The organism is Microbacterium sp. NPDC058342, from assembly GCF_042723935.1.
GTDB lineage: Bacteria > Actinomycetota > Actinomycetes > Actinomycetales > Microbacteriaceae > Microbacterium.
In genome coordinates, this window is the sequence record NZ_JBHXID010000002.1 from 244,448 (window position 1) to 265,136 (window position 20,689).

Here is a 20,689-nt window from a genome sequence, read left to right on the forward strand (position 1 = left end):
GTGTGGATCGTCAGGTCAGAAGTCCTCGCCCTCGGCCTGCGAGGGGTGTCGGTCGAACCAGTAGGGGCGGCCGATGTGCAGCAGCGCGTCGCTGTCGAAGAGGTCGTCGTCGTGGTTCTCCATGAGGGGCTTCCTTGCGCTCGGGGGTGTCTTTCCCTCAGCCTTGCAAGGAAATCCGCGCTCTTGCCGCCCATTCGGGTCGAAAGAAGCGCGCATCCTTCACGTTTCGCAAGTGTGTGCGGTCACGAGCCTGCGGCCGAGGTGCCTGTCGAATCTTCTGTCTGCGGCGGCCCTCCGGCGAGCCTCAGCCCCGCGCGATGCGCAGCGTGCGCACCTCGAACGGCTTGAGCGCGAGGTCGCCGCCGGTGCGCGGCGACTCCAGCTCGTCCTCGATCAGGCTCACTTCGCGGATGCCGGTGTGCTCGAACCCGACCGATACCGAGCCCGTCGTGCGGCGGCCCAGCGACTCGTAGACGCGCACGATCACGTCGCCCGAGCGGTCGTCGGCCAGCTTCACCGACGAGACGACGATGCCGGTGCCGGTCACCGTCACCAGCGGTTCCACCTCGTTCGCGCCGCGCACGACGGTCGGCAGGGCATTCAGGCGGATGCCCTCAGCGGTCGCGACGGCGGCATCCGCACCGATCACCAGGCCCACCTCGATCTCGTGATGGCCGTGGTCGGTCTCGGGGTCGGGGAAGCGCGGAGCGCGCAGCAACGACAGCCGGATCGTCGTCGTCGCATCGTCGCCGTCCACGTCGCGCGAGGTGTCGTAGCCGTAGATGGAGTCGTTCACGAGGGCGACGCCGAAGCCGTCGTCCTCCTGCGCGAGCACGAAGCGATGCATCGAGGTCTCGAACTTCGCGGCCTCCCAGCTGGTGTTCACGTGCGTGACCCGGCGTTGGAAGCCGAACTGCGTCTCGGCGAGGGTCTCCCGGGCGAAGACGTCCAGCGGGAAGGCGAGCTTGAGCAGCTTCTCGGTCTCGTGCCAGTCGATCTCGTTGCGCAGCAGCACCGTGCGCGCTTCCGGAGCGAGGATGATCGTCTGGGTCAGGCGCGACTGCGAGAACTCACGCTCGACCGTCACGACGGCCGTGCCGCCGATGAGCGACGCCGTGACAGCCGTCGCGGCCGTCAGGTCCCCGACCCGGTTCCGGTAGTACCGGTCGATGTCCCACGCGTCCCACATGTTCGGGAAGTCCTGGTGTAGCTGGAAGAGGTTGGCCGGCTTGCCGGGCGGGATCGCGTCGCGACCGGATGCCCGATCCACCGCCGACACGATCAATCCGTCCGCCGAGATCAGCACCGAGACGAGGTCGTTCTCGAGACGGTGCCCTCCGTTCTCCTCCGTGAGCGTGACGGATGCGTCCGACCCCACGGCTTCGACGGCGCCGAGCGCGCGTCCTCCGCCCACGGAGGTCGGCGTGAAGACGAGCTCGCGCTCGCCCTCGCCCGCGAGCGCCCTGCGTGCCACGACCGACAGGTCCTCGGCATCCGACAGCACCTCCGTGAGCGCCTCGACGGCCTCGCGGTGCACCCAGGCGATCGAGGTGCCGGGCAGGATGTCGTGGAACTCGTGCAGCAGCACGGTCTGCCACAGCCGGTCGAGCTCGTCGTGCGGGTACTCGGCACCGAGCTGCACGGTCGCGGTCGCGGCCCACAGCTCGGCCTCGATCAGCGCCTGCTCCGCCCAGCGGTGCAGCGCCTTGGTGGCGTGCTGGCTGGTGAGCGTGCCGCGGTGCAGCTCGAGGTACAGCTCGCCGACCCACACCGCAGGGTCGGTCAGCTCGGCCCTGGCATCGGCGAAGAAGGCATCCGGATGCTTCCACTCCACCTTCGCCGAGCCCTCGAGGTCGGCGATGCGGGCAGCCTTCCCGGTCATCTCGCGCGTGGTCCCGCCGCCGCCGTCGCCCCAGCCGACCGGGGCGATCGACATCGTGGCGACCCGGTTCTCCTTGAACTGCCGGCTGGCCTTCGCGACCTCCGAGCCGCTCAACTGCGAGTTGTAGGTGTCCATCGGCGGGAAGTGCGTGAACATCCGCGAGCCGTCGATGCCCTCCCACAGGAACGAGTGATGAGGGAAGACGTTGCGCTGGTTCCACGAGATCTTCTGCGTGAAGAACCACTCGAACCCGGCCCGGCGCATCAGCTGGGGAAGGGCGGGGGAGTAGCCGAAGCTGTCGGGCAGCCACACGCCTTTGGAGCGGATGCCGAACTCGCACTCGAAGAAGCGCTGGCCGTGCGAGAACTGGCGCACCAGCGACTCGCCCGTGGGCATGACCGTGTCGGACTCCACCCACATGCCGCCCAGCGGCAGGAAGCGGCCGGCCTCGACCGCGTCCTTCACGCGGGCGAACACCTCGGGGCGGTGCTCCTTGATCCAGGCGTACTGCTGCGCACTGGACATGCCGTAGAGGAAGTCGGGCTGCTCGTCGATCAGCGTCGTCATCGACGAGGTGGTGCGGGCGACCTTGCGGATGGTCTCGCGCACCGGCCAGAGCCACGCCGAGTCGATGTGCGCGTGACCGATCGCGGCGATGCGGTGCGCACTGGCATCCGCCGGTGAGGCGAGCACGTCGGCCAGCCGGGCGCGGGCATCCGGCGCCGTCTCGACGATGTGCTGCAGGTCGAGCACATCGAGCGCGTCGTCGAGGGCCTGCAGGATGCGCATGCGGCGCGGGCTGGTCTCGGGCAGCTCGGCCTGCAGCTCGATCAGCACCTCGAGGTCGAGAGAAAGCTCGAACACTTCCGGCTCGAAGACGGCGAGGTCCATGTGCCGCACACGGTACAGCGGCTCGGGGGAGGAGGTCTGGACGTCTCCCTCCTGCGTCGGCAGGAACGGGTGGTAGTCCAGCAGCACCGGGTTGGCGGCGCCCTCCAGATAGAACTCGACGGCACCGTCGGGTTCGGCTTCGACCGCCACCCACTGGTTGCGCGGGTTGATGCTCTTCAGCGGCGTGCCGTCGGGACGGTAGGCGAGCGCCTCGCACTGGAAACCGGTCATGTTGACGTCGAAGCCCAGGTCGATCAGCGCTTCGATCCGGCGGCCGGACCACTCCGCAGGAACCGACCCGCGCACGCGGAACCAGGTGGTGCTCCAGGCGGGTCCCCACATGCTGCCGGCGGTGAACGGCGCGAACTCCAGCGCGAGTCCCTCGGCCGGGGCGATCGGCTCGCCGGGCAGCTGGTGCGCGGCGATCTCGAGCGGCACCCGGGAGGAATGGATCGCGGGGCGCACGCGCTCGGTGAGCACGCGGTTCACGCGGCCGACGGTGAGGGAGGTCTCTTCGTGCACGGTGCGAGTCTATGCGCGGCCGGCGGTGCGGCATCCGGCACGGTCAGCAGGATGCGCGGCCGGCGGTGCGCCCTCAGACGACCGTGTTGTTCGACGAGTAGACGCCGACACCGGTCGACAGGTCGCGGCGCACCAGTTCGGTGATGCCGCGCGCGGCCGGCTTCGCGGCATCCGCGGCATCCGCCGACGTGACGAAGGCCGCGTCGATCCCCGACTCGCAGGCGTCCACCCAGGCCTGGAAGATCGCGCCACCCGGGCTCATCGCGGCCCGGCTGACGGGCACATCGTGCTCATCGACCTCGACGACGATGCCGAGCGCCCGGCGGGGTGCGACGGCGCGCGCGCGAAGCTCGGGGATGATCTCGGCGAAGCGCCGGCCGATCGGCTTGGTCGCGCCGCCGTTCTCGATCAGGCCCAGCGAGTACTCCAGCTCCGGGTAGTCGGCCAGAGAGCGGCTCACGTCGTGCGAGCACCACCACGTGACGCCCCAGAGGTTCTCGGTGCGGGCGGCCGAGCGCACCGTCGCCTCGAGGAAGCCCGGCATCTCGTCGGGCGTCAGGCAGTTGGACGGGGCACCGACCTCCTGCAGCCAGATCGGCCGCCGCGGGTCGTCGGCGAATGCCCGGGAGAGTTCGATCATGTACTCGGCATGGCGATCGGATGCCGCCGAGCGCCCGCCATAGCGCTGCGCCGTGCCGTTGAAGATCCAGGAGTGCACGGTCGTCATCGTCCCGAGCCTCGAGGCCAGAGCCGGCGTGAAGCCGTGCCCGTCCATGTACCAGGCCGCGTCGTACTCGCTGTGCACGTGATCGAGGCCCGGTGCGGTGCGCTCGGCGGCGTCGAGCAGCGTGGTGATCCAGTTCGCAGCCTCGGTCTCGGTCACCGGCCACGGATGCGGGTGAGTCTGGGCCGAGAACTGGTTGGTCTCGTTGCCCAGGGTGAAGCCGAGGAAGTTTCCGGCGTCGCGAAGCGCTTCGCCGAGCCGCTCCACCAGGGCGACCTGGCCGCTGAGCGCGTCCGGGTGCGTGAACATGTTCTTGTCGTGCCAGGTGAACAGCCACGACGGGACGAAGTCGAAGCTCGACAAGTGACCCTGGATGACGTCCACCCCGGCGTCCAACCCGAACTCCGCGGCCACATCGACCACAGCGCGCACGTCGGCGACCGCCTCGTCGCGGATCAGCGTGCGGTTCGGCTGCAGGACCGTCCACAGGGGGAAGATGCGCACATGATCGAGCCCGAGCTCGGCCAAACCCGCGAAGTCGCGCCGCACGTCATCGAGGTCCAGAGACAGCCAGGAGTGCATCCAGTTCTTCGAGGGAGTGTAGTTCGCGCCGAAGCGGAGGGGCGCAGCGGATGCGGGGGATGCAGGCATCCTCTGAGGCTACTGCGACCCCCGACTAGACTTTCCCCGTGTGCATGACGGATGTCCAAGGGGAGACACGATGACGGACGAGACGACGAAGAAGCACCAGGACTACAACCCGGGTCCTCGAGTGGGCATCACCTTCTCGACCTTCGACCTGCTGCACGCCGGCCACATCATGATGCTCGCCGAGGCCAAGCGCCAGTGCGACTACCTGATCTGCGGCCTGCAGATGGACCCGACGCTCGACCGTCCGGAGAAGAACGCCCCGACGCAGACCGTCGTGGAGCGCTACATCCAGCTGCGCGGCTGCGAGTACGTCGACGAGATCGTGCCGTACTCCACCGAGCAGGACCTCGAAGACATCCTGCGCTCCTTCAAGCTCGACGTGCGCATCGTCGGCGACGAGTACGAGAACCGTGACTTCACTGGCCGCTCGTACTGCGAGCAGGCCGGCATCGAGCTGTACTTCAACAGCCGCAACCACCGCTTCTCCAGCTCCGGGCTGCGCAAGATCGTCGCCGCCAAAGAGGCAGAGCGCAACGCACGGGTCTGATCTTCGACAGCGGGGGCCGTGGCGATAGGGTGGTCGCGTGATCGACGTGGATGCGACCGCAGCGGCGGCGCGGGAGCGTCGACGCACCTGGATGCTCGGTGGGGCGCTGCTGGCGGCGTCCGCCCTGCTGATGCTGGCCCTGCGCAACCTGCCGTTCGTCTTCGGCGTCGTCTCCCCGCCCGACCTGCTCTTCGCGGCCGGCGCCGTGGTCTTCGCGTTCGGACTCGGGCGCGCGGGCAGCGTCGTCGCTCGGGAGCGCCTGGGCACCACCGCGATCGTGGGCCTGGCGGTCTGGCTGCTGCTGGTCCCGGCGCTGCTTCTCACGCTCCTGCCGACGGTGCCGCCTGACGCTTCCGATGACATTCTCTTCTCGGCGATGGTGAGCGTCACCTCCGAGGTGGTCGCGCTGATCCTGGCGCTGATCGGCGTCACACGGGTCGGTCGGGTCGCGGTCGTACCGCGGCCCTGGCGGTGGGCGCCCCTGTGGGCCCTGCTCGTGGTCGCCGGAGTGCACGTCCTGCGCTCGGGATTCCTGTTCGGCCAGCACGGCCTCGATCAGGAGATGCTGGTGACGCTGGACGGCCTCGGCGTGCTGCTCGAGGCGGTCGCCGTCGGATTCCTCGGCGTGATCGCGATGATCCTCGCGGCACGTGCCGCACCGGGGTCGACGACGGTCTACAGCTCAGGGGCGTGAGCGCTCAGACGCCGGCCTTGGCCGCGGCCTTCATCGCCTTCTTGTGCTCCCGGACCTTGCTGAGCGATTCGGGCGAGACGATGTCGGCGACGCTGCGGTACGCGCCTTCTTCTCCGTAGGGGGCCGATGCCTCGCGCCAGCCCGTGCCAGTGAACCCGTACTGCTTGCCCAGCAGCGCCAGGAAGATCTTCGCCTTCTGCTCGCCGAACCCGGGGAGCTTCTTCAGGCGTCTGAGCACCTCGGGTCCATCGGGGTCGCCGTCGCTCCAGAGGGCCGACGCGTCGCCGCCCCACTCGTCGACGATCGTCCGGCACAGCGTCTGCACGCGGGTGGCCATCGATCCGGGAAAGCGGTGCACGGCCGGGGTCTGCTTGAACGCTTCGAGGAACGCGGCCGGTTCCATGCCCGCGATCGTGGCGGCATCCGCGGCGCCGGTGCGCTGCTCGATCTTCAGCGGTCCTGCGAACGCCGTTTCCATCGGCACCTGCTGGTCCAGCAGCATCCCGACCAACAGGGCCAGCGGATTGTTCGTGAGCAGGTCGTCGGCGGCGGTGTCTCCGGTGATGTGAAGGGCCATGCGACCAGTCTCGCACCGTGCCGGAGGAGACACGACGGATTCTCGGCGTCGGTAGAGTCGGACTGATCTGCCGAGGACGAGGAGAGATGCGATGACGGGTCGGATGACGGTGACAGCCCTGTCGGCAGACGGCAACGGGGTGAGCCCCGGCGCCGCAGCGCTCATCGCCGCATGGCTGGATCCCGCGGTCGACGCCATCGCGGAGGTCGGCCTCCGGTACGAGGCGGACGGGAAGGACCGGTTCCTGCTTGTTCAGCGTCAGGGACCCTCTGCGGCCGTGCGCTACGACGTCAACGACGGTCAGGATCAGGATGCCTGGTTCAGCGTCGGCGATGCGGGCGACCTCGATGACTGAATCGACATCGGCGACGAGAGCTACGTTCCGAAGGGGTCTCTCGTCCCGCTCGACAGGGCGGCGAAAGCGATTCGCGCGTTCCACGAGGACCCGCTCACGCGTGAGCCCTCGATCACCTGGATCCGAGGCTCAGAGCTCAGCGATCCGTTCGACTGAGCGCTTGTCGAGGACGAACATCAGCCAGCCGTTCGGGCGTCTTCCACGGGTCAGTTGATGATCTCGCCGCGGTCCTCGCGGATCTTCGCCAGCTGTTCGCGCCAGGTCTGCAGCGCCTCGGGGGTCAGCCTGGTCCAATCGTCGACCTCGGCGACGATGCGCAGGGGGGAGCTGCTGCGGTAGGAACGGGTGGGGTTACCGGGGAACCTCTTGTCGGTGACGTTGGGGTCGTTCTCGAACTCGCCGGTCGGCTCCACCCGGTACACGTGCGGCGACGCGGGGCCGGATGCCAGTTCCGCGGCCAGCTCAGCCGCAAGTCCCGCGCCGTCGCGCAGCGCCGTGAAATAGATGTGATTCATCAGGATCTCCGGCCGATAGTTCGACGGGAACCCGGGCGAGAGCAGCGAGCCGGGAGGCAGCGCCGCCGTCGTGCCGTGAAAGAACGGACCGTCATCAAGTGCGTCGATCATGCATCCAGTCTCGCCTACGGCCCGCGCGAAGCGCACCTCCCGCGGAGAAGCGCACCTCCTGCGGAGAGAACCCGGGAAGTCGTCCGCGTGAGGCGTACATGTCCGCGGGAGGTGCGCGGGTCCGGTCCGCGCGCGGACGGTTCGGAAGTGCACGGGTGCCAGGTCGGCGGATGCTGTGGATCAGGCGATCTCGGCTGCCGTCGCGTCACCGGCATCCGGGGCAAGCCCGTACAGCGTCTCGAGGGCGGTGAGGAACTCCGCGCTGCGCCCCTCTGCGGCCAGCTGGTGCGCGCGTGTGGTCGGCGTGTGCAGCAGCACGCCGGCCAGGTGCCGCATGGCCTGCTCGACGAGGCCGTGCTCGTCACCACGACGACGGGCGCGTTCGATCTCCGCCTCGAGGAGCCCGAAGATGTGGGTGCGCAGAGCCACCACCGCCGGCGTCACGCTCTCGCGCGAGGTGGCGACGTGAAAGTCCTCGGCCGCTTCGCGCACGACAGTGCGCGCGGCATCCGTCGCCTGCAGCTCTTCGAGTGGCGCGTGCAGACGGATCGTCTCCAGATCCAGCAGCGCGACGCCCTCGAGCTGAGCGATGGCGGGGTCGACGTTGCGGGGCATCCCCAGGTCGATGACGAGCTGTGAGCCGCCGTGCGCGACGGGGCAGCGGGCTTCCGTCGCCCCGGCGGCCACCGGTGCGTGCTGCAGCTGCGCGGGTCCCAGCACCGGCTCGACGGCCGTGGTGCAGGTGATCAGCAGGGAGGAGCGGCGTGCGACCGCGGCGTACTCGGCGGCCGGAACGGGACGGATGCCGTGCTTCTTGGCGAACAGCTCGGCGCGGCCCGAAGGCGAGTACACCGAGATGTCCACGGCACCGCGCTCGCGCAGGGTCGCGAGGGTGACGGCGGCGTACGCGCCGGTGCCCACGAGGAGCACCCGCTCGGCGGACCAGTCGGCGATGCGGCTGTCGGCGAGTTCCAGCGAGAGCCGCACGAGCGAGCGGCCGGCCCGCTGCAGCGCCGTGACGTTCTTGACCTTGCGCTGTGCTTGGCTCGCCCGCTGGAACAGGCGTTCGAGCGCAGGGGAGGTGGTGCCCTGCTCGCGCGCGCCGGTCAGTGCGCGGCGCACCTGGCCCGCGATCTCGCCCTCACCCGACACGACGGACTCCAGGCCGGACGCCACGGCGAACAGATGCTCGGCCACGCGACGGTCGTCGATGATGCGGTACGACCCGTCGAGGTCGTCCGAGGGGATGCCGGTGGCCTGCGCGAGCGCATCCACCACCGCCTCCGTACCGAGCTCCTCGGTCTCGACGTAGGCCTCGAAGCGGTTGCAGGTGGCGAGCACGACGGCTCCCTGCGCACCGGCTTCGACGAGGGTCGGGGCGACGGTATCGGGGTGGCGGCTGAGGCGTTCGAGCAGGTCGAAGGAGGCGGTCTTGTGACTCGCCGTGACGCAGAGCAGCACCCCTCCAGGGTACGCCTCGTATCCGTGATCGGCATCTGAGGGGTGCCTAACCGAGCATCCGCATAGCCGGCGGTGACAGGATCGGGGCATGAGTGATCTGCTGCGCGCGCTCGCGGGCGAGAAGCCCGAGCGCACCCCCGTCTGGTTCATGCGTCAGGCAGGCCGGTCCCTGCCCGAGTATCGGGAGCTGCGCGTGGGCACGCGGATGCTCGATGCCTGCCTCACCCCTGACCTCGCGGCCGAGATCACCCTGCAGCCCGTGCGCCGTCACGGCGTCGACGCCGCGGTGTTCTTCAGCGACATCGTGATCCCGTTGCGCCTGGCCGGCGTGGAGGTGGAGATCGAGCCCGGCCGCGGACCGGTGTTCGCGGATCCCGTGCGCACCGCCGCCGACGTCGATCGCATCACGGCGATCGACCCCGCCGACCTCGACGGCACGGCCATCGCCGACGCCGTCCGGATCACCACGGCCGAACTCGGCGCCACCCCGCTGATCGGCTTCGCCGGGGCGCCCTTCACCCTCGCCGCCTACCTGATCGAGGGCGGACCGTCCAAGGAGCACCTGCGCGCCCGCGCCATGATGCACGCCGACCCCGAGTCGTGGGACCGCCTGGCCGGCTGGCTGTCGCGCATCTCGCGCCGCTTCCTGGAGATCCAGCGCGATGCCGGGGCGTCGGTCGTGCAGCTGTTCGACTCGTGGGCCGGATCGCTCAGTCCCGCCGACTACCGCGCGCACATCGCGCCGCATTCGCGGGCGGCGCTGGAGGGCATCGGGCTGCCGAGCATCCACTTCGGCGTCGGGACCGGCCCCTTCCTGGCGGACATGAGGCTCGACGGCGTCGCCGACGCGGTCGGCGTCGACTGGCGGATGCCGCTCGACGAGGCGATCCGGGTCGTCGGCCCGGATGTCGCCGTGCAGGGCAACATCGACCCGGCCCTGCTGCAGGCGCCCTGGGCGGTGCTCGAGGCGCACGTGCGCGATGTGATCGAGCGGGGACGAGGCGCGAAGGTCCACATCCTCAACCTCGGTCACGGCGTCCCGCCCGAGACCGATCCGGATCAGCTCACCCGGATCGTGCGCCTGGCCCACGGCGAGCTCTAGGCATCCGCGTTCGGAGGACCGCACGCGTGCTCTCGCGGTTCAGGTCGCACTTCGTCCCGTTTCGCGCGTGCTCGTGCCCGCCAGGTCGCACTTCGTCCCGGAAAGACAGGCGAAGAGCGGGACCAGCTGCGACCTGGAGGGGCGGCGGCCTCGCATACCGAGACGAATCGCGACCTGGACCTGGCGCGGCGGTGATCGTCCGGCGACGTCATAAGTCGCGGATGGGAGAATCGGGGGCATGACCACCGAGCATCCGGCGGACCTCGCCGCCCGCGCCGCTGAGCAGCACGTCGTCGTGATCGGCGGCGGGATCGGGGGGCTGGTCGCAGCCCGGGAGTGCGCGAAGGTCGGGATGCGGGTGACGCTGCTCGAAGCCGCCGAGTCCCTGGGCGGCAGCATCCGATCCGCGGAGATCGACGGGACCGTCGTCGATGCCGGAGCCGAGAGCTTCGCCACCCGCGGCGGTCACGTGCGCGCCCTCGTCGACGAGCTCGGGCTGACGGATGCCATCGTGACTCCCGAGGGAGGCGGCGCCTGGCTCAGCGGCATCCCGGATGCCCCCGACGCACCCCTGCCCGCCGGCGGCCTGCTCGGGATCCCCGCCAACCCGTTCCAGGACGACGTGCGGGCGATCATCGGCTGGCGCGGTGCCTGGCGCGCCTATGTGGATCGGCTGCGCCCACCGCTGACGATCGGCCACGAGCGCAGCCTCGGCAGGCTCGTCACCGCACGGATGGGCGCGAGGGTGCGCGATCGTCTGGTCGCCCCGGTCACCGCTGGTGTCTACTCGGCGATGCCCGAGGACGTGGATGTCGAGGTCGCAGCCCCCGGCCTGAGCGCCGCGCTCACCCGCGTCGGCTCGCTCAGCGGCGCGGTCGCCGCGCTCGCCGCCGAGCGGAAGGGCAAGGCGCCCGGCTCGGCCGTGCTCGGTCTGGATGGGGGCATGGGGCGCCTGGTGGATGCCCTGCGCGCCGACCTCGAGAAGTACGACGTGCAGGTGCGCACCTGCACGCGGGCGACGCGTCTGGACCGCGAGGACGCCGCATGGAGGGTCAGCACCGAGGCGAACGACCCCGACGACGAGGCCGCCACGACCGACGAGGCCGCCACGACCGACCAGGCCGCCACGACCGACGAGGTCGTGACCGACGCCGCCGTGACCGGGGACGCCGCCGTGACCCGCGAGGCCGCCGATCCCGCTGAGCCGCTCCGCGCGACCGGCGTCGTGATCGCCACCTCCGAGCCGGTCGCGCGAGAGCTGATGCGCGGGCACGTCGCCGACCTGGGCGAAGCGGGCGACGCCCCCGAGATCGAGATCGTCACCCTCCTGCTCGACGCACCCGAGCTCGATGCGGCCCCGCGCGGCAGCGGCGTGCTCACGGTTCCCGGCAGCCACACGGCCAAGGCGCTGACTCATTCCACGGCGAAGTGGGGCTGGCTTCGCCGCGCGGCCGACTCCCGTCACGTGGTGCGCGTCTCGTTCGGCGCGCAGGGGGAGCCGGCCGCGACGGCGTCGCTGGATGACGACGGCGCCGCGCGTCTCGCCCTGTCGGAGGCATCGGCCCTGCTCGGGGTCCGCCTGGACGAAGGCCGACTGCTCGGTTCGCATCGTGCCCGCTTCACGCAGTCGCAGCCCGCCTCGTTGCTCGGCGCGGGCGAGCGGCGCTCCGCCGTACGCCAAGCCGTCCGCGCGGTTCCGCGGCTGGCCGTGGTCGGCGCCTGGCTGGCGGGGACGGGACTCGCGCAGGTGGTGCCGGATGCCGCCGGCGAAGCCGACCGCCTGCGCAGTGCGCTGCTCTGGGCCTGAGCGCTGATGCCCCTTTACGCCGTCTGACGGCTGCGCGCAAGGGTTGATGCCGAAACGGGAATATGCGGCTACCCTGGAAACCCATCGCTCGGGGGCCGCATGATCGCTCCTCGGGGAAACGCCGCAACAAACGTCAGGAGGCTCCCATGAAGGGGAAGATCGGACTCGTCGTCGGGCTCGGCGTGGGCTACGTGCTCGGCACGCGCGCAGGACGCGAGCGCTACGAGCAGATCAAGACGCAGTGGCTCAAGGTCTGGAACCGCGACCCGGTGCAGCGCCAGGTGAGCCGCGTTCAGGACTTCGCCAAGGCGCAGGCGGCAGCCGTGCCCGGTGCCCTCTGGACCGGTGCGGTGAAGGTCGTCAAGGCGGTCTCCAGCAGCGGAACGCCCGAGCAGCGCCTGCACTCCGGCGTCGACGCGGCCAAGGAGGCCGCGGACGACGTGGCCGACGCGGCTCAGGATGCGGCGGCCGACGCCAAGCGCGAGACCGACGCGAAGTGGGGATCCGAGCGCGACGGGGAGAGCACCGGCGCGAAGGACACCACCTCGAAGAGCACCGCGAAGCCCGCCGCGAAGAAGAAGACCTCAGAGGCGGAGTGACATGCGCGGATACCGCGACCGGGCCGACGACAGTCTGCTGACCCTGCTGGGCGACCTGCCCGAGCTGGTGCGCAACCTCGTCACCGCCGAGATCGACGCGGCGAAGGCGTGGGTGTCGCGCACCGCGAAGGATGCCGGGATCGGCAGTCTGTGGTTCGTCGTCGTCCTCTTCCTGCTGTTCTGGGCCATCCCCGTCCTGCTGGCGTTCGCGATCATCGGGCTGTCCTCGTGGTGGCCGGCCTGGGTCGCCGCGCTGGCGGTGTTCGGCTTTCTGATCGTGGCGACAGCGATCTTCGCGCTGCTGGGCGTGCTGCGCTTCCGCAAGGTGGTCCGACGCAAGAATCCGGGCCAGGCGATCGCCACGGATGTACGACTCGTGAAGGAGGCCGGTCATGACGCTCTCTGAATCCGGCGGCGCGCCCGTCGAACGCGACGGGGTGCCCGTTCTCGTGCCGCGCACGGCCGTTCCGGACGGCATCGTCGACCCGGTGCTGTCCGCACGCGCCGAGCTCAAGGCGGCGCTCGCCGCGATCGAGATCAAGGGCAACCTGCCTCGGCGCCTCGAGCAGGCGTCGCAGCGCGGCATCGTGCGGGTGCGGGCATTCGCGCGCCGCAACCCGGTCGGCGCCGCCGCGGCGGTGGCCGGGGTCGCCGCGACGGTCGGCGGACTGGTCTGGGTGATCGCGCGGGCGGTCTCGCGCTGAACCCGGCCCGTTTCGCCCTGTTCTCGCAGAAGGGGCAGACTGGAAGCATGTCGGAAGCTCGTGAAGACCACTCGTCCGCATCCTCGCCGTCCGGATTCACTCTCTGGGCCGTGTGGCGGCGCAACCCCGACGCCCCCGTCGTCGAGACCGACGGCACGGAGCTCGAGACGATCGCGGGCTACATCGAGGATTCCGGCGTCGCCGTGCGCGGGTTCTACGACGTCAGCGGGCTGAAGGCCGACGCCGACCTGATGGTGTGGCTGCACGGCGACACCGCAGAGGAGCTGCAGCGAGCCCTGCGCCGGCTGCGCCGCACCGACATGCTGCGTTCGCTGCTGCCGGTGTGGAACGTCATGGGTGTGCATCGCGATGCCGAGTTCAACCGCGCGCACGTGCCCGGGTTCCTGCGCGGCGTCGAGCCGAAGGGCTGGCTGTGCCTGTACCCCTTCGTGCGCACGCCGGAGTGGTACCTGATCGAGGAGGGCGAGCGCCGGAAGATGCTGGCCGATCACGGCCGCAAGGGCGCCGCGTTCACGGGTGTCATCGCCAACACGGTCGCGGCCTTCGCGCTCGGCGACTACGAATGGCTGCTGCCGCTCGAGGCCGACGATCCGACCGAGCTCGTCGATCTGATGCGCGATCTGCGCTACACCGACGCGCGACGGTTCGTGAAGGAGGAGGTGCCCTTCTACACGGGGCGCCGCCTGCGCTTCGACGAGATCGCCGACGTGCTGCAGTGACCGCCGTCTCGCCCATCCGCCTCGGGACCCGGCGTAGCGCGCTCGCACAGGCGCAGTCGGGTCATGTCGCCGATGCACTCGCGAAGGTCGCCGGCCGGTCCGTCGAGCTCGTGCCGATCGTCTCGGAGGGTGACACGAATCGGGCCTCCCTCTCCGAGATCGGCGGGACCGGGGTCTTCGCCAACAGGCTGCGCGAAGCGCTGATCGCGGGCGAGTGCGACATCCTCGTGCACTCCCTGAAGGACTTGCCCACCGCCGTGCCCCCCGAGCTGGTCATCGCCGCCACCCCCGTGCGCGAGGACGCGCGGGACGTCGTGATCACCCGCGACGGCACTCCTCTGCACGAGCTGGGACGCGGCGCCCGGGTCGGCACGGGCGCTCCGCGGCGCATCGCGCAGGTGCGACGGCGGGCGCCGCGCGTCGAGGTCGTGGACATCCGCGGGAACGTCGACTCCCGGCTGCAGCGCGTCGCGTCCGCCGAGCTGGACGCCGTGATCCTCGCCGCGGCCGGGCTCTCGCGACTGGGCTCGGAGTCGACCCTGCAGCGGGAGGCGCTGGGCCTGGCCGAATGGCCGACCGCGCCCGGTCAGGGATCGCTGGCCGTGGAGACCCTCGCGGACGCGCCGGCCGAGCTGCTCGCGGCTCTCGCCGAGCTCGACGACGAGGACACGCGCATCGCCGTGACGGTGGAGCGCGCGATACTCGCGGGACTCGAGGCCGGATGCCAGGCGCCGATGGCGGCGCACGCCGAGGTCGAGGGCGACAGCATCCGCATTCGCGCGGTGGTCTACCAGCCCGACGGCGACCGTCGGATCGGCCTCGACGTCACGGAGCCGCTGAACCGGGGGTATATTCGTCGGAACGGCAGTGGCAACGGAGCGAATGCTGCCGATGGTGCAGACCCGATGCGCGCGATCCGTGATATCGGCATGTCTGCGGCCCATCGGCTGCTCGAACAGGGAGCGGCCGAACTTCTCCCGCGAGAGTGATCTTGATGACTGCTTCCGAAACGAAAACGGCAAAGCCGCTCGACGGCTGGCGAGTCCTGGTGCCCCGAGGCGGCCCCTGGGGCGACAGCGTCGCGGCGAGCCTGCGCGCTCAGGGGGCAGTGCCCGTGGTGGCACCGCTGATCAACTTCGCTCCCACCACCGATCAGGATGCGCTCGACGCGGCGCTCCAGCGCCTGCAGGACGGCCACTACGACTGGCTCACCGTCACCAGCGCGACGACGGTCGACGTCCTGTTCGCACACCGTGTCGGGGTGCCCAAGCGCACCCGCATCGCCGCCGTCGGCGAGACCACGGCCGCGGCTCTTCAGGCTGTCGGCTACGACGTGGCACTCGTGCCGGAACTCGACAACTCCGCCGCCGGGATGGCCGAGCAGATGATCGCGCTCGAGCCCGAACCGCGTCGCATCCTCTCGCTGCGCAGTGAGATCGCCAAGCCCGTGCTGTCGGTCATGCTCGACGATGCGGGTCATGACGTCGACAGTGTCGTCGCCTACCGCACGGTGGGCGTTCCCGTGACCGACCGGATCCGCCGCGACGTCGAGAACGGACGCATCAACGCGATCCTCATCACCAGCGGGTCGGTCGCCGCTCAGGTGCGCGAGCAGTTCCCCGAGATCCCCGATTCCACTCTGCTCGCCGCCATCGGTCCGCGCACGGCGAAGGATGCCCGCAAGGCGGGTCTTCCCATTTCGGCCGTCGCCGACCGCCAGACCGTGGATGCGCTGATCGAGACGGTGTCGCACTTCACCCTTCCGCACGCGTCGGACGAGTTCGCGCCGTGAGCCGTTTTCCCGCGACCCGCCTGCGCCGCCTGCGTCAGTCGCCGGCTGTGCGCAGCCTGGTCCGCGAGACCTCTCTCGAGGCCCGGCAGCTCGTGCTGCCGATGTTCGTGCGAGAGGGCCTCTCCGAGCCGTCCCCGATCGCCTCGATGCCCGGCGTCGTCCAGCACTCGCTGGACTCGCTGCGCGCCGCCGCCGTGGACGCCGCTGAGGCCGGCATCGGTGGGGTGATGCTGTTCGGCATCCCCGAGGTGCGCGATGCCGAGGGCTCGGGTGCCGACGACCCCGATGGCATCCTGAACGTCGCGACCTCGGCCGTCGCCGCCGAGGTCGGCGATGCGCTGGTGGTGCAGACCGACCTGTGTCTGGACGAGTTCACCGATCACGGGCACTGCGGGGTGCTCACGGCATCCGGCGCCGTCGACAACGACGCCACCCTCGAGCGCTACCGCTCGATGGCACTCGCACAGGCTCGTTCCGGCTCGCGGCTGCTGGGGCTCAGCGGCATGATGGACGGTCAGGTGGCCGCCATCCGCGAGGTGCTCGACGCGGAGGGCTTCGACGACGCCCTCCTGCTGGCCTACTCGGCCAAGTACGCGAGCGCGTTCTACGGGCCTTTCCGCGAAGCGGTCGACTCCCAGCTGAAGGGTGATCGACGCACGTATCAGATGGATCCCGGCAACCGCCGCGAGGGCGTGCGCGAAGCGCTCTTCGACGTCGACGAGGGCGCCGACATCGTGATGGTGAAGCCGGCGATGTCCTTCCTCGACGTGCTGCGCGAGGTGCGCGACACGGTGGACGTGCCGGTGTGGGCGTACCAGGTGTCGGGTGAGTACGCGATGATCGAGGCCGCGTCGGCGAACGGCTGGATCGACCGCCGTGCGGCGATCCTGGAATCGCTGATGTCGATCCGCCGGGCCGGTGCGGATGCGGTGCTCACCTACTGGGCCGGCGAAGCGGCCCGGTGGCTGAGGAGTCTCTGAGCGGCCCGGACCCGCGCCGCATCGCGTCGGAGCCTGGGACGCGCGCATAGCCGACGTCCGTAGGGTGGAGTGCATGACCGATCGCAATGACACCCTGTTCGATGCTGCCCGTGCGGTGATCCCGGGCGGTGTGAACTCGCCGGTGCGCGCGTACGGATCGGTCGGCGGGACGCCGCGCTTCCTGGCATCTGCGAAGGGCGCCCGGGTGACGGATGCCGCCGGGCGCGAGTACGTCGATCTCGTGGCCTCCTGGGGACCGGCGCTGCTCGGTCACGCGCATCCCGAGGTCGTGGCGGCGGTTCAGGACGCCGCGACGCGCGGTCTGTCGTTCGGCGCGCCCACCGAGGGCGAGGTGGAGCTTGCCCGGCTGATCGCTGACCGCGTCCGCGTCGGCGACGCGCGCCCGGTCGAGCACGTGCGGCTGGTCTCCACCGGCACCGAGGCCACGATGACCGCCATCCGTCTGGCCCGCGGCGCCACCGGGCGCGACCTGCTCGTGAAGTTCGCCGGCCACTACCACGGTCACTCCGACGGGCTGCTCGCGGCCGCAGGCTCCGGCGTCGCGACGCTCGCGCTGCCCGGATCCGCGGGTGTGCCGGCGCCGATCGCGGCCCAGACGCTGGTGATCGACTACAACGACCTGGATGCCCTGGCCGCCGTCTTCGCCGAGCACGGCGACCGGATCGCCGCGGTGATCGTCGAGGCGGCGTCGGCGAACATGGGCGTCGTCGCGCCCCTTCCCGGCTTCAACACCCTCATCGCCGACACCGCGCACGCGCACGGCGCACTGATGATCCTGGACGAGGTGCTCACCGGCTTCCGCGTGCACCCCGCCGGCTTCTGGGGTCTGCAGCAGCAGGAGGGTGAGAGCTACCTGCCCGACATCATCACCTTCGGCAAGGTCGTCGGCGGGGGGATGCCGCTCGCCGCTCTCGGCGGACGCGCCGAGATCATGGACCTGCTGGCGCCCGTCGGCCCGGTGTACCAGGCGGGCACGCTGTCGGGGAACCCGCTCTCGGTCGCCGCCGGTCTCGCGACGCTGCGACTCGCGACGCCCGAGGCGTACGCGACCGTGGACGCTTCGGCGTCCCGCCTCGCCGACGCGCTGCAGTCGGCGCTGACCGATGCCGGCGTCGAGCACGCCGTGCCGCGCGCCGGGAACCTGTTCGGCGTCGCCTTCCGTGCCCGGGCGCCGAAGGACTACGCGCAGGCACAGGCTCAGGAGTCGTTCCGCTATGCGCCGTTCTTCCACGCCATGCGCGAGCAGGGCGTCGCCTTGCCGCCGAGCGTGTTCGAGGCGTGGTTCCTCACCGCCGCGCACGGCGAGGAGGAGCTCGCCGCCGTCGAGGCGGCGCTGCCTGCAGCGGCCGTCGCAGCGGCATCCGCGACCGCCTGACGGACCGCCGCACCTGTCGATCCGCACAACGGATCGTTGCCCGCTTGTGAGCAAGTCGCAGGCATCTTGCGGCACCGCGCTGGCAGACTGGAGCCATGGTGACGCTCCTGCTGGATCAGACGAGGCTCGAGATCGTCCTGTCCCCGATCGAGCGCGCGTCGACCTTCCACCGCGAGAACCTGCACATCGCCCGCGAGCACATCACGCGCGTGCAGCTCACCGACGACGCGTGGACGTGGCTGCGCGGAGTGCCGGGGCCCGGCACGTACATTCCGGGGATTCTCGCCGGCGGAACGTGGAAGGCGGCGGGGACGACCGACTTCGTGCTGATCCGCAAACGCCGTCCCAGTGTCGTGATCGACCTGGAGGGCGATGAGCAGTACCAGCGGCTGATCCTCACGACCCGCCACGGCCTCGCACTGACGCAGGCGCTGCGCCTGAAGGTCAGCGACGAGCCCGCCGATGTCGTCGACATCGCCTCCACCGCGCCCGTCCCGGTGAACAGGCCGCGTCAGCGACCGGTGATCAGACCCCGACCGGCCTGAGCCCGCACGAGCGGCGGCCCCGCGTCAGTCCCGCAACTGCTCGCCGCTGTCGTCGTCGCCGGTCTGCGTCGCCTCGGTGTCCGGGTTCGCCTCGCTGTCGTCGGCCGGCCGGTCGGCGCCCTGCTCGTCGCTCTGCCCGGGCTCGTCCGTGCTGGCCGCGGCGGCGGGAGCCGCGGACACCGGGCCGTACGGATAATCGGGCGCGGGGCCTTCGAAGAAGCGGCTGGCCGCGCTCGAAAGCGACGTGCGCATCGCGGACAGGCGCGGGTCATCCTCGGCGTCGTCGACCGTGGAGTCGTCATCGTCGTCACTCGACACCAGCGGGTTGAACACCGAGATCGCCTCGGTGGCCGGCGCGGCCTGATCCTCGGATGCGTTGGACGGGATGCCGGTGATCAGCTCGGTGAAGGTCGACGACTCCGACATCGACGGGATCGAGACCGCCTGGGTCGCGAGCGGGAGGACGCCCTCGGCAGGCACCTGCTCGGCGTCGTTCCCGGCGTCGTGCTCGGCGTCTGCCGGGCTCTCGCCCTCGGACGACGCCGCAGCGCTCGGCCGCGTCTCGTGCGTCTCGCCTTCGGTGGACTCGCTCGCAGGGCTCTCCTCCGTCGCCGCGGGCTCCTCGGCACGGGGTGCCCAGAGGCTCCTGATCGCCGCTGTCGCGGTGGTCGGCTCGGAGCCGGCATCGGCGTGTTCGTCGCTCTCGTCCGTCTGGTCGGTCTCGGCTTCGGTGGGCCGCTCGGCGTCGGCGTCGCTCGGCTCGTCGGGGTGCTCCAGCGCGACGTCGTCCGCGGCCGTTCCGGCGCCTTCCGCCTCGCCTGCCGGCGACGCCTCATCCGCGTCGTGGCGCTCGTCGTCCGACGGCGCCTCCGCCCCCGCGGGAAGGTCTGTGTCGCCCGACGGCTCCGCGGCGGGCGCAGCGGCGACGGTCGCGACGGTCGCGTCATCGCCCTCGGCATCCGGGGCGGCGTCGGCCGGGGTGGTGCCGTAGCCGACTCCCGCAGCAGCGACCATCCCCCCGTCGGCGACGGCGGCCGCGGCGCCCGAAGCCGCCACGCCGCCCGCGAGCAGAGCACTGTCCTCGGCCGCGTCCTCGGCGGAGAGCGGGGCATGGGCGACGGGATTGGCGACCTTGTCGAGTCGCGGGCTGTCGGCGCGGCGGCCGTACACGAGGTCGAGGAAGACGTCCTCCAGGCTCGGCCCGCGCTGCTGCAGCACCGTCAGCGGGATGCCCGCGGCGGCGGTCACCGCGCCGACCGTGGCAGCGTCCGAGCCGCGCACGGTCACGCCGGAGCGCAGCACGTCGAAGGTCAGCTTCGCCGATGACAGCGCCGTGATCAGCGGTGCGCGATTCTCGGCATCCACGATGACCGCTCCGCCGCTCGGATCCGCGAGCTCGTCGATCCCACCGGAATAGACCGAGCGCCCCTTGGACAGCACCACGACGTTGTCGGCGACCTGCTCGATCTCACTGAGCACGTGCGAGGAGACGAGCACCGTGCGGCCCTCGTCGGCGAGGCGGCGCATGAGCAGGCGCATCCACCGGATGCCCTCGGGGTCCAGGCCGTTCGCGGGCTCGTCCAGGACGAGCACCCCCGGGTCTCCGAGAAGAGCGGATGCCACGGCGAGACGCTGTCGCATACCGAGCGAATAGCTGCCCAGACGGGTGTCGGCGTCCTCCTGCAGGCCCACCAGTCGCAGCACCTCGTCCACGCGTGCGGCGGGGATGCCGTTCGCCTTGGCGGCGATCAGCAGCTGTCGGGCCGCCGTGCGACGCGGACGGTACGCGGCCTCTTCGAGCACGGCGCCGACGGTGCGCAGCGGGTTGCGCAACTCGGAGTAGCTCACACCTCCGACGGTGGCGCTGCCCGATGTGGGGCGGATCTGGCCGAGCAGGATGCGCAGCGTCGTGGTCTTGCCGGCCCCGTTGGGGCCCAGGAAACCTGTGACGACACCGGGCTCGACACGCACGGAGAGGTCGGCGACGGCGGTCACGGCGCCGAAGCGCTTCGTGACGCGGTCGAACTCGAGCACCTGTCCTTCGGGCATGCGGGGCCCCTCCTCCCTGGGCAGTACCTCCCATCTTTGCGGAAA

General features: G+C 70.8%; 21 protein-coding genes. 15 read left to right on the top strand and 6 right to left on the bottom strand.

The window, feature by feature from the left end; all coding sequences use genetic code 11:
• Positions 1-304: 304 nt before the first annotated feature.
• Together ACFWHT_RS11090 and ACFWHT_RS11095 are read right to left on the bottom strand one after the other, a co-directional pair.
• Positions 305-3,295 (bottom strand): alpha-mannosidase, encoded by a 2,991-nt coding sequence (locus ACFWHT_RS11090; RefSeq protein WP_378828410.1) that lies wholly within the window; start codon positions 3,293-3,295, stop codon positions 305-307.
• A gap of 73 nt (positions 3,296-3,368) precedes the next feature.
• Positions 3,369-4,670: a glycosyl hydrolase gene (locus tag ACFWHT_RS11095; RefSeq protein ID WP_378828413.1), complete on the bottom strand. Its 1,302-nt coding sequence runs from the start codon at positions 4,668-4,670 to the stop codon at positions 3,369-3,371.
• 70 nt (positions 4,671-4,740) lie between these two features.
• Here ACFWHT_RS11095 and ACFWHT_RS11100 point away from each other — a divergent pair, with 70 nt between their 5' ends.
• Both ACFWHT_RS11100 and ACFWHT_RS11105 read left to right on the top strand, forming a co-directional pair.
• Positions 4,741-5,217: an adenylyltransferase/cytidyltransferase family protein gene (locus ACFWHT_RS11100; protein WP_378828415.1), complete on the top strand. Its 477-nt coding sequence runs from the start codon at positions 4,741-4,743 to the stop codon at positions 5,215-5,217.
• 37 nt (positions 5,218-5,254) lie between these two features.
• Positions 5,255-5,911 (top strand): hypothetical protein, encoded by a 657-nt coding sequence (locus ACFWHT_RS11105; RefSeq protein ID WP_378828416.1) that lies wholly within the window; start codon positions 5,255-5,257, stop codon positions 5,909-5,911.
• Between the two features lie 4 nt (positions 5,912-5,915).
• Here ACFWHT_RS11105 and ACFWHT_RS11110 read toward each other — a convergent pair whose 3' ends face one another.
• A complete protein-coding gene (locus ACFWHT_RS11110; protein WP_378828417.1) occupies positions 5,916-6,488 on the bottom strand; it encodes an HhH-GPD-type base excision DNA repair protein in 573 nt (190 codons plus the stop codon).
• A gap of 91 nt (positions 6,489-6,579) precedes the next feature.
• On the opposite strand from ACFWHT_RS11110, the gene ACFWHT_RS11115 reads away from it, so the two are divergent.
• Together ACFWHT_RS11115 and ACFWHT_RS11120 are read left to right on the top strand one after the other, a co-directional pair.
• The gene (locus tag ACFWHT_RS11115; protein WP_378828418.1) at positions 6,580-6,843 is read left to right on the top strand and encodes a hypothetical protein; all 264 of its coding nucleotides are present in this window, start codon (positions 6,580-6,582) and stop codon (positions 6,841-6,843) included.
• Between the two features lie 6 nt (positions 6,844-6,849).
• Positions 6,850-6,999, top strand: coding sequence for an Imm1 family immunity protein (locus ACFWHT_RS11120; protein WP_378829477.1), 150 nt, complete (start codon positions 6,850-6,852; stop codon positions 6,997-6,999).
• Positions 7,000-7,049: 50 nt separating this feature from the next.
• Here ACFWHT_RS11120 and arr read toward each other — a convergent pair whose 3' ends face one another.
• Both arr and ACFWHT_RS11130 read right to left on the bottom strand, forming a co-directional pair.
• Positions 7,050-7,469, bottom strand: coding sequence for an NAD(+)--rifampin ADP-ribosyltransferase (gene arr, locus ACFWHT_RS11125; protein ID WP_378828419.1), 420 nt, complete (start codon positions 7,467-7,469; stop codon positions 7,050-7,052).
• Between the two features lie 180 nt (positions 7,470-7,649).
• Positions 7,650-8,930: a glutamyl-tRNA reductase gene (locus ACFWHT_RS11130; protein WP_378828421.1), complete on the bottom strand. Its 1,281-nt coding sequence runs from the start codon at positions 8,928-8,930 to the stop codon at positions 7,650-7,652.
• 88 nt (positions 8,931-9,018) lie between these two features.
• Here ACFWHT_RS11130 and hemE point away from each other — a divergent pair, with 88 nt between their 5' ends.
• From hemE to ACFWHT_RS11185, 11 genes are all read left to right on the top strand, one after another.
• On the top strand, positions 9,019-10,032 hold the full coding sequence (hemE, locus tag ACFWHT_RS11135) for a uroporphyrinogen decarboxylase (RefSeq protein WP_378828423.1): 1,014 nt from the start codon (positions 9,019-9,021) through the stop codon (positions 10,030-10,032).
• Between the two features lie 238 nt (positions 10,033-10,270).
• On the top strand, positions 10,271-11,839 hold the full coding sequence (locus ACFWHT_RS11140) for a protoporphyrinogen/coproporphyrinogen oxidase (protein ID WP_378828425.1): 1,569 nt from the start codon (positions 10,271-10,273) through the stop codon (positions 11,837-11,839).
• A gap of 146 nt (positions 11,840-11,985) precedes the next feature.
• Positions 11,986-12,438, top strand: a complete 453-nt coding sequence (locus ACFWHT_RS11145) for a hypothetical protein (RefSeq protein WP_378828427.1) — start codon at positions 11,986-11,988, stop codon at positions 12,436-12,438.
• Between the two features lies 1 nt (position 12,439).
• Positions 12,440-12,844: a phage holin family protein gene (locus ACFWHT_RS11150; protein ID WP_378828429.1), complete on the top strand. Its 405-nt coding sequence runs from the start codon at positions 12,440-12,442 to the stop codon at positions 12,842-12,844.
• Positions 12,831-13,142: a hypothetical protein gene (locus tag ACFWHT_RS11155; RefSeq protein ID WP_378828431.1), complete on the top strand. Its 312-nt coding sequence runs from the start codon at positions 12,831-12,833 to the stop codon at positions 13,140-13,142. Before ACFWHT_RS11150 ends, ACFWHT_RS11155 begins: the two co-directional genes overlap by 14 nt.
• Before the next feature lie 47 nt (positions 13,143-13,189).
• Positions 13,190-13,882: a hydrogen peroxide-dependent heme synthase gene (gene hemQ, locus ACFWHT_RS11160; protein WP_378828433.1), complete on the top strand. Its 693-nt coding sequence runs from the start codon at positions 13,190-13,192 to the stop codon at positions 13,880-13,882.
• Positions 13,879-14,871 carry a hydroxymethylbilane synthase gene (hemC, locus tag ACFWHT_RS11165; RefSeq protein ID WP_378828435.1) on the top strand — a complete coding sequence of 331 codons (993 nt, stop codon included), beginning with the start codon at positions 13,879-13,881 and terminating at the stop codon, positions 14,869-14,871. Before hemQ ends, hemC begins: the two co-directional genes overlap by 4 nt.
• A 5-nt stretch (positions 14,872-14,876) precedes the next feature.
• Complete coding sequence (locus ACFWHT_RS11170; RefSeq protein ID WP_378828438.1) at positions 14,877-15,674, top strand: uroporphyrinogen-III synthase; 798 nt, start codon at positions 14,877-14,879, stop codon at positions 15,672-15,674.
• Positions 15,671-16,654, top strand: a complete 984-nt coding sequence (gene hemB, locus ACFWHT_RS11175; RefSeq protein ID WP_378828440.1) for a porphobilinogen synthase — start codon at positions 15,671-15,673, stop codon at positions 16,652-16,654. The genes ACFWHT_RS11170 and hemB overlap by 4 nt, the downstream gene beginning before the upstream one ends.
• Before the next feature lie 64 nt (positions 16,655-16,718).
• On the top strand, positions 16,719-18,050 hold the full coding sequence (locus ACFWHT_RS11180; protein WP_378828442.1) for a glutamate-1-semialdehyde 2,1-aminomutase: 1,332 nt from the start codon (positions 16,719-16,721) through the stop codon (positions 18,048-18,050).
• A gap of 95 nt (positions 18,051-18,145) precedes the next feature.
• Positions 18,146-18,595 carry a hypothetical protein gene (locus ACFWHT_RS11185; RefSeq protein WP_378828444.1) on the top strand — a complete coding sequence of 150 codons (450 nt, stop codon included), beginning with the start codon at positions 18,146-18,148 and terminating at the stop codon, positions 18,593-18,595.
• Positions 18,596-18,619: 24 nt separating this feature from the next.
• Here the strand turns inward: ACFWHT_RS11185 and ACFWHT_RS11190 are convergent, their stop codons facing one another.
• Entirely contained in the window at positions 18,620-20,644 is a 2,025-nt protein-coding gene (locus ACFWHT_RS11190) for an ATP-binding cassette domain-containing protein (protein ID WP_378828446.1), read from the bottom strand.
• Between the last annotated feature and the right edge of the window lie 45 nt (positions 20,645-20,689).

Coding starts and splice junctions, on each gene's coding strand:
- ACFWHT_RS11095 (WP_378828413.1), bottom strand. CDS start 4,670: ATGCCTGCATCCCCCGCATCCGCTGCGCCCCTCCGCTTCGGCGCGAAC.
- ACFWHT_RS11100 (WP_378828415.1), top strand. CDS start 4,741: ATGACGGACGAGACGACGAAGAAGCACCAGGACTACAACCCGGGTCCT.
- ACFWHT_RS11110 (WP_378828417.1), bottom strand. CDS start 6,488: ATGGCCCTTCACATCACCGGAGACACCGCCGCCGACGACCTGCTCACG.
- ACFWHT_RS11115 (WP_378828418.1), top strand. CDS start 6,580: ATGACGGGTCGGATGACGGTGACAGCCCTGTCGGCAGACGGCAACGGG.
- arr (WP_378828419.1), bottom strand. CDS start 7,469: ATGATCGACGCACTTGATGACGGTCCGTTCTTTCACGGCACGACGGCG.
- hemE (WP_378828423.1), top strand. CDS start 9,019: ATGAGTGATCTGCTGCGCGCGCTCGCGGGCGAGAAGCCCGAGCGCACC.
- ACFWHT_RS11140 (WP_378828425.1), top strand. CDS start 10,271: ATGACCACCGAGCATCCGGCGGACCTCGCCGCCCGCGCCGCTGAGCAG.
- ACFWHT_RS11145 (WP_378828427.1), top strand. CDS start 11,986: ATGAAGGGGAAGATCGGACTCGTCGTCGGGCTCGGCGTGGGCTACGTG.
- ACFWHT_RS11150 (WP_378828429.1), top strand. CDS start 12,440: ATGCGCGGATACCGCGACCGGGCCGACGACAGTCTGCTGACCCTGCTG.
- ACFWHT_RS11155 (WP_378828431.1), top strand. CDS start 12,831: ATGACGCTCTCTGAATCCGGCGGCGCGCCCGTCGAACGCGACGGGGTG.
- hemQ (WP_378828433.1), top strand. CDS start 13,190: ATGTCGGAAGCTCGTGAAGACCACTCGTCCGCATCCTCGCCGTCCGGA.
- ACFWHT_RS11170 (WP_378828438.1), top strand. CDS start 14,877: ATGACTGCTTCCGAAACGAAAACGGCAAAGCCGCTCGACGGCTGGCGA.
- ACFWHT_RS11185 (WP_378828444.1), top strand. CDS start 18,146: ATGGTGACGCTCCTGCTGGATCAGACGAGGCTCGAGATCGTCCTGTCC.
- ACFWHT_RS11190 (WP_378828446.1), bottom strand. CDS start 20,644: ATGCCCGAAGGACAGGTGCTCGAGTTCGACCGCGTCACGAAGCGCTTC.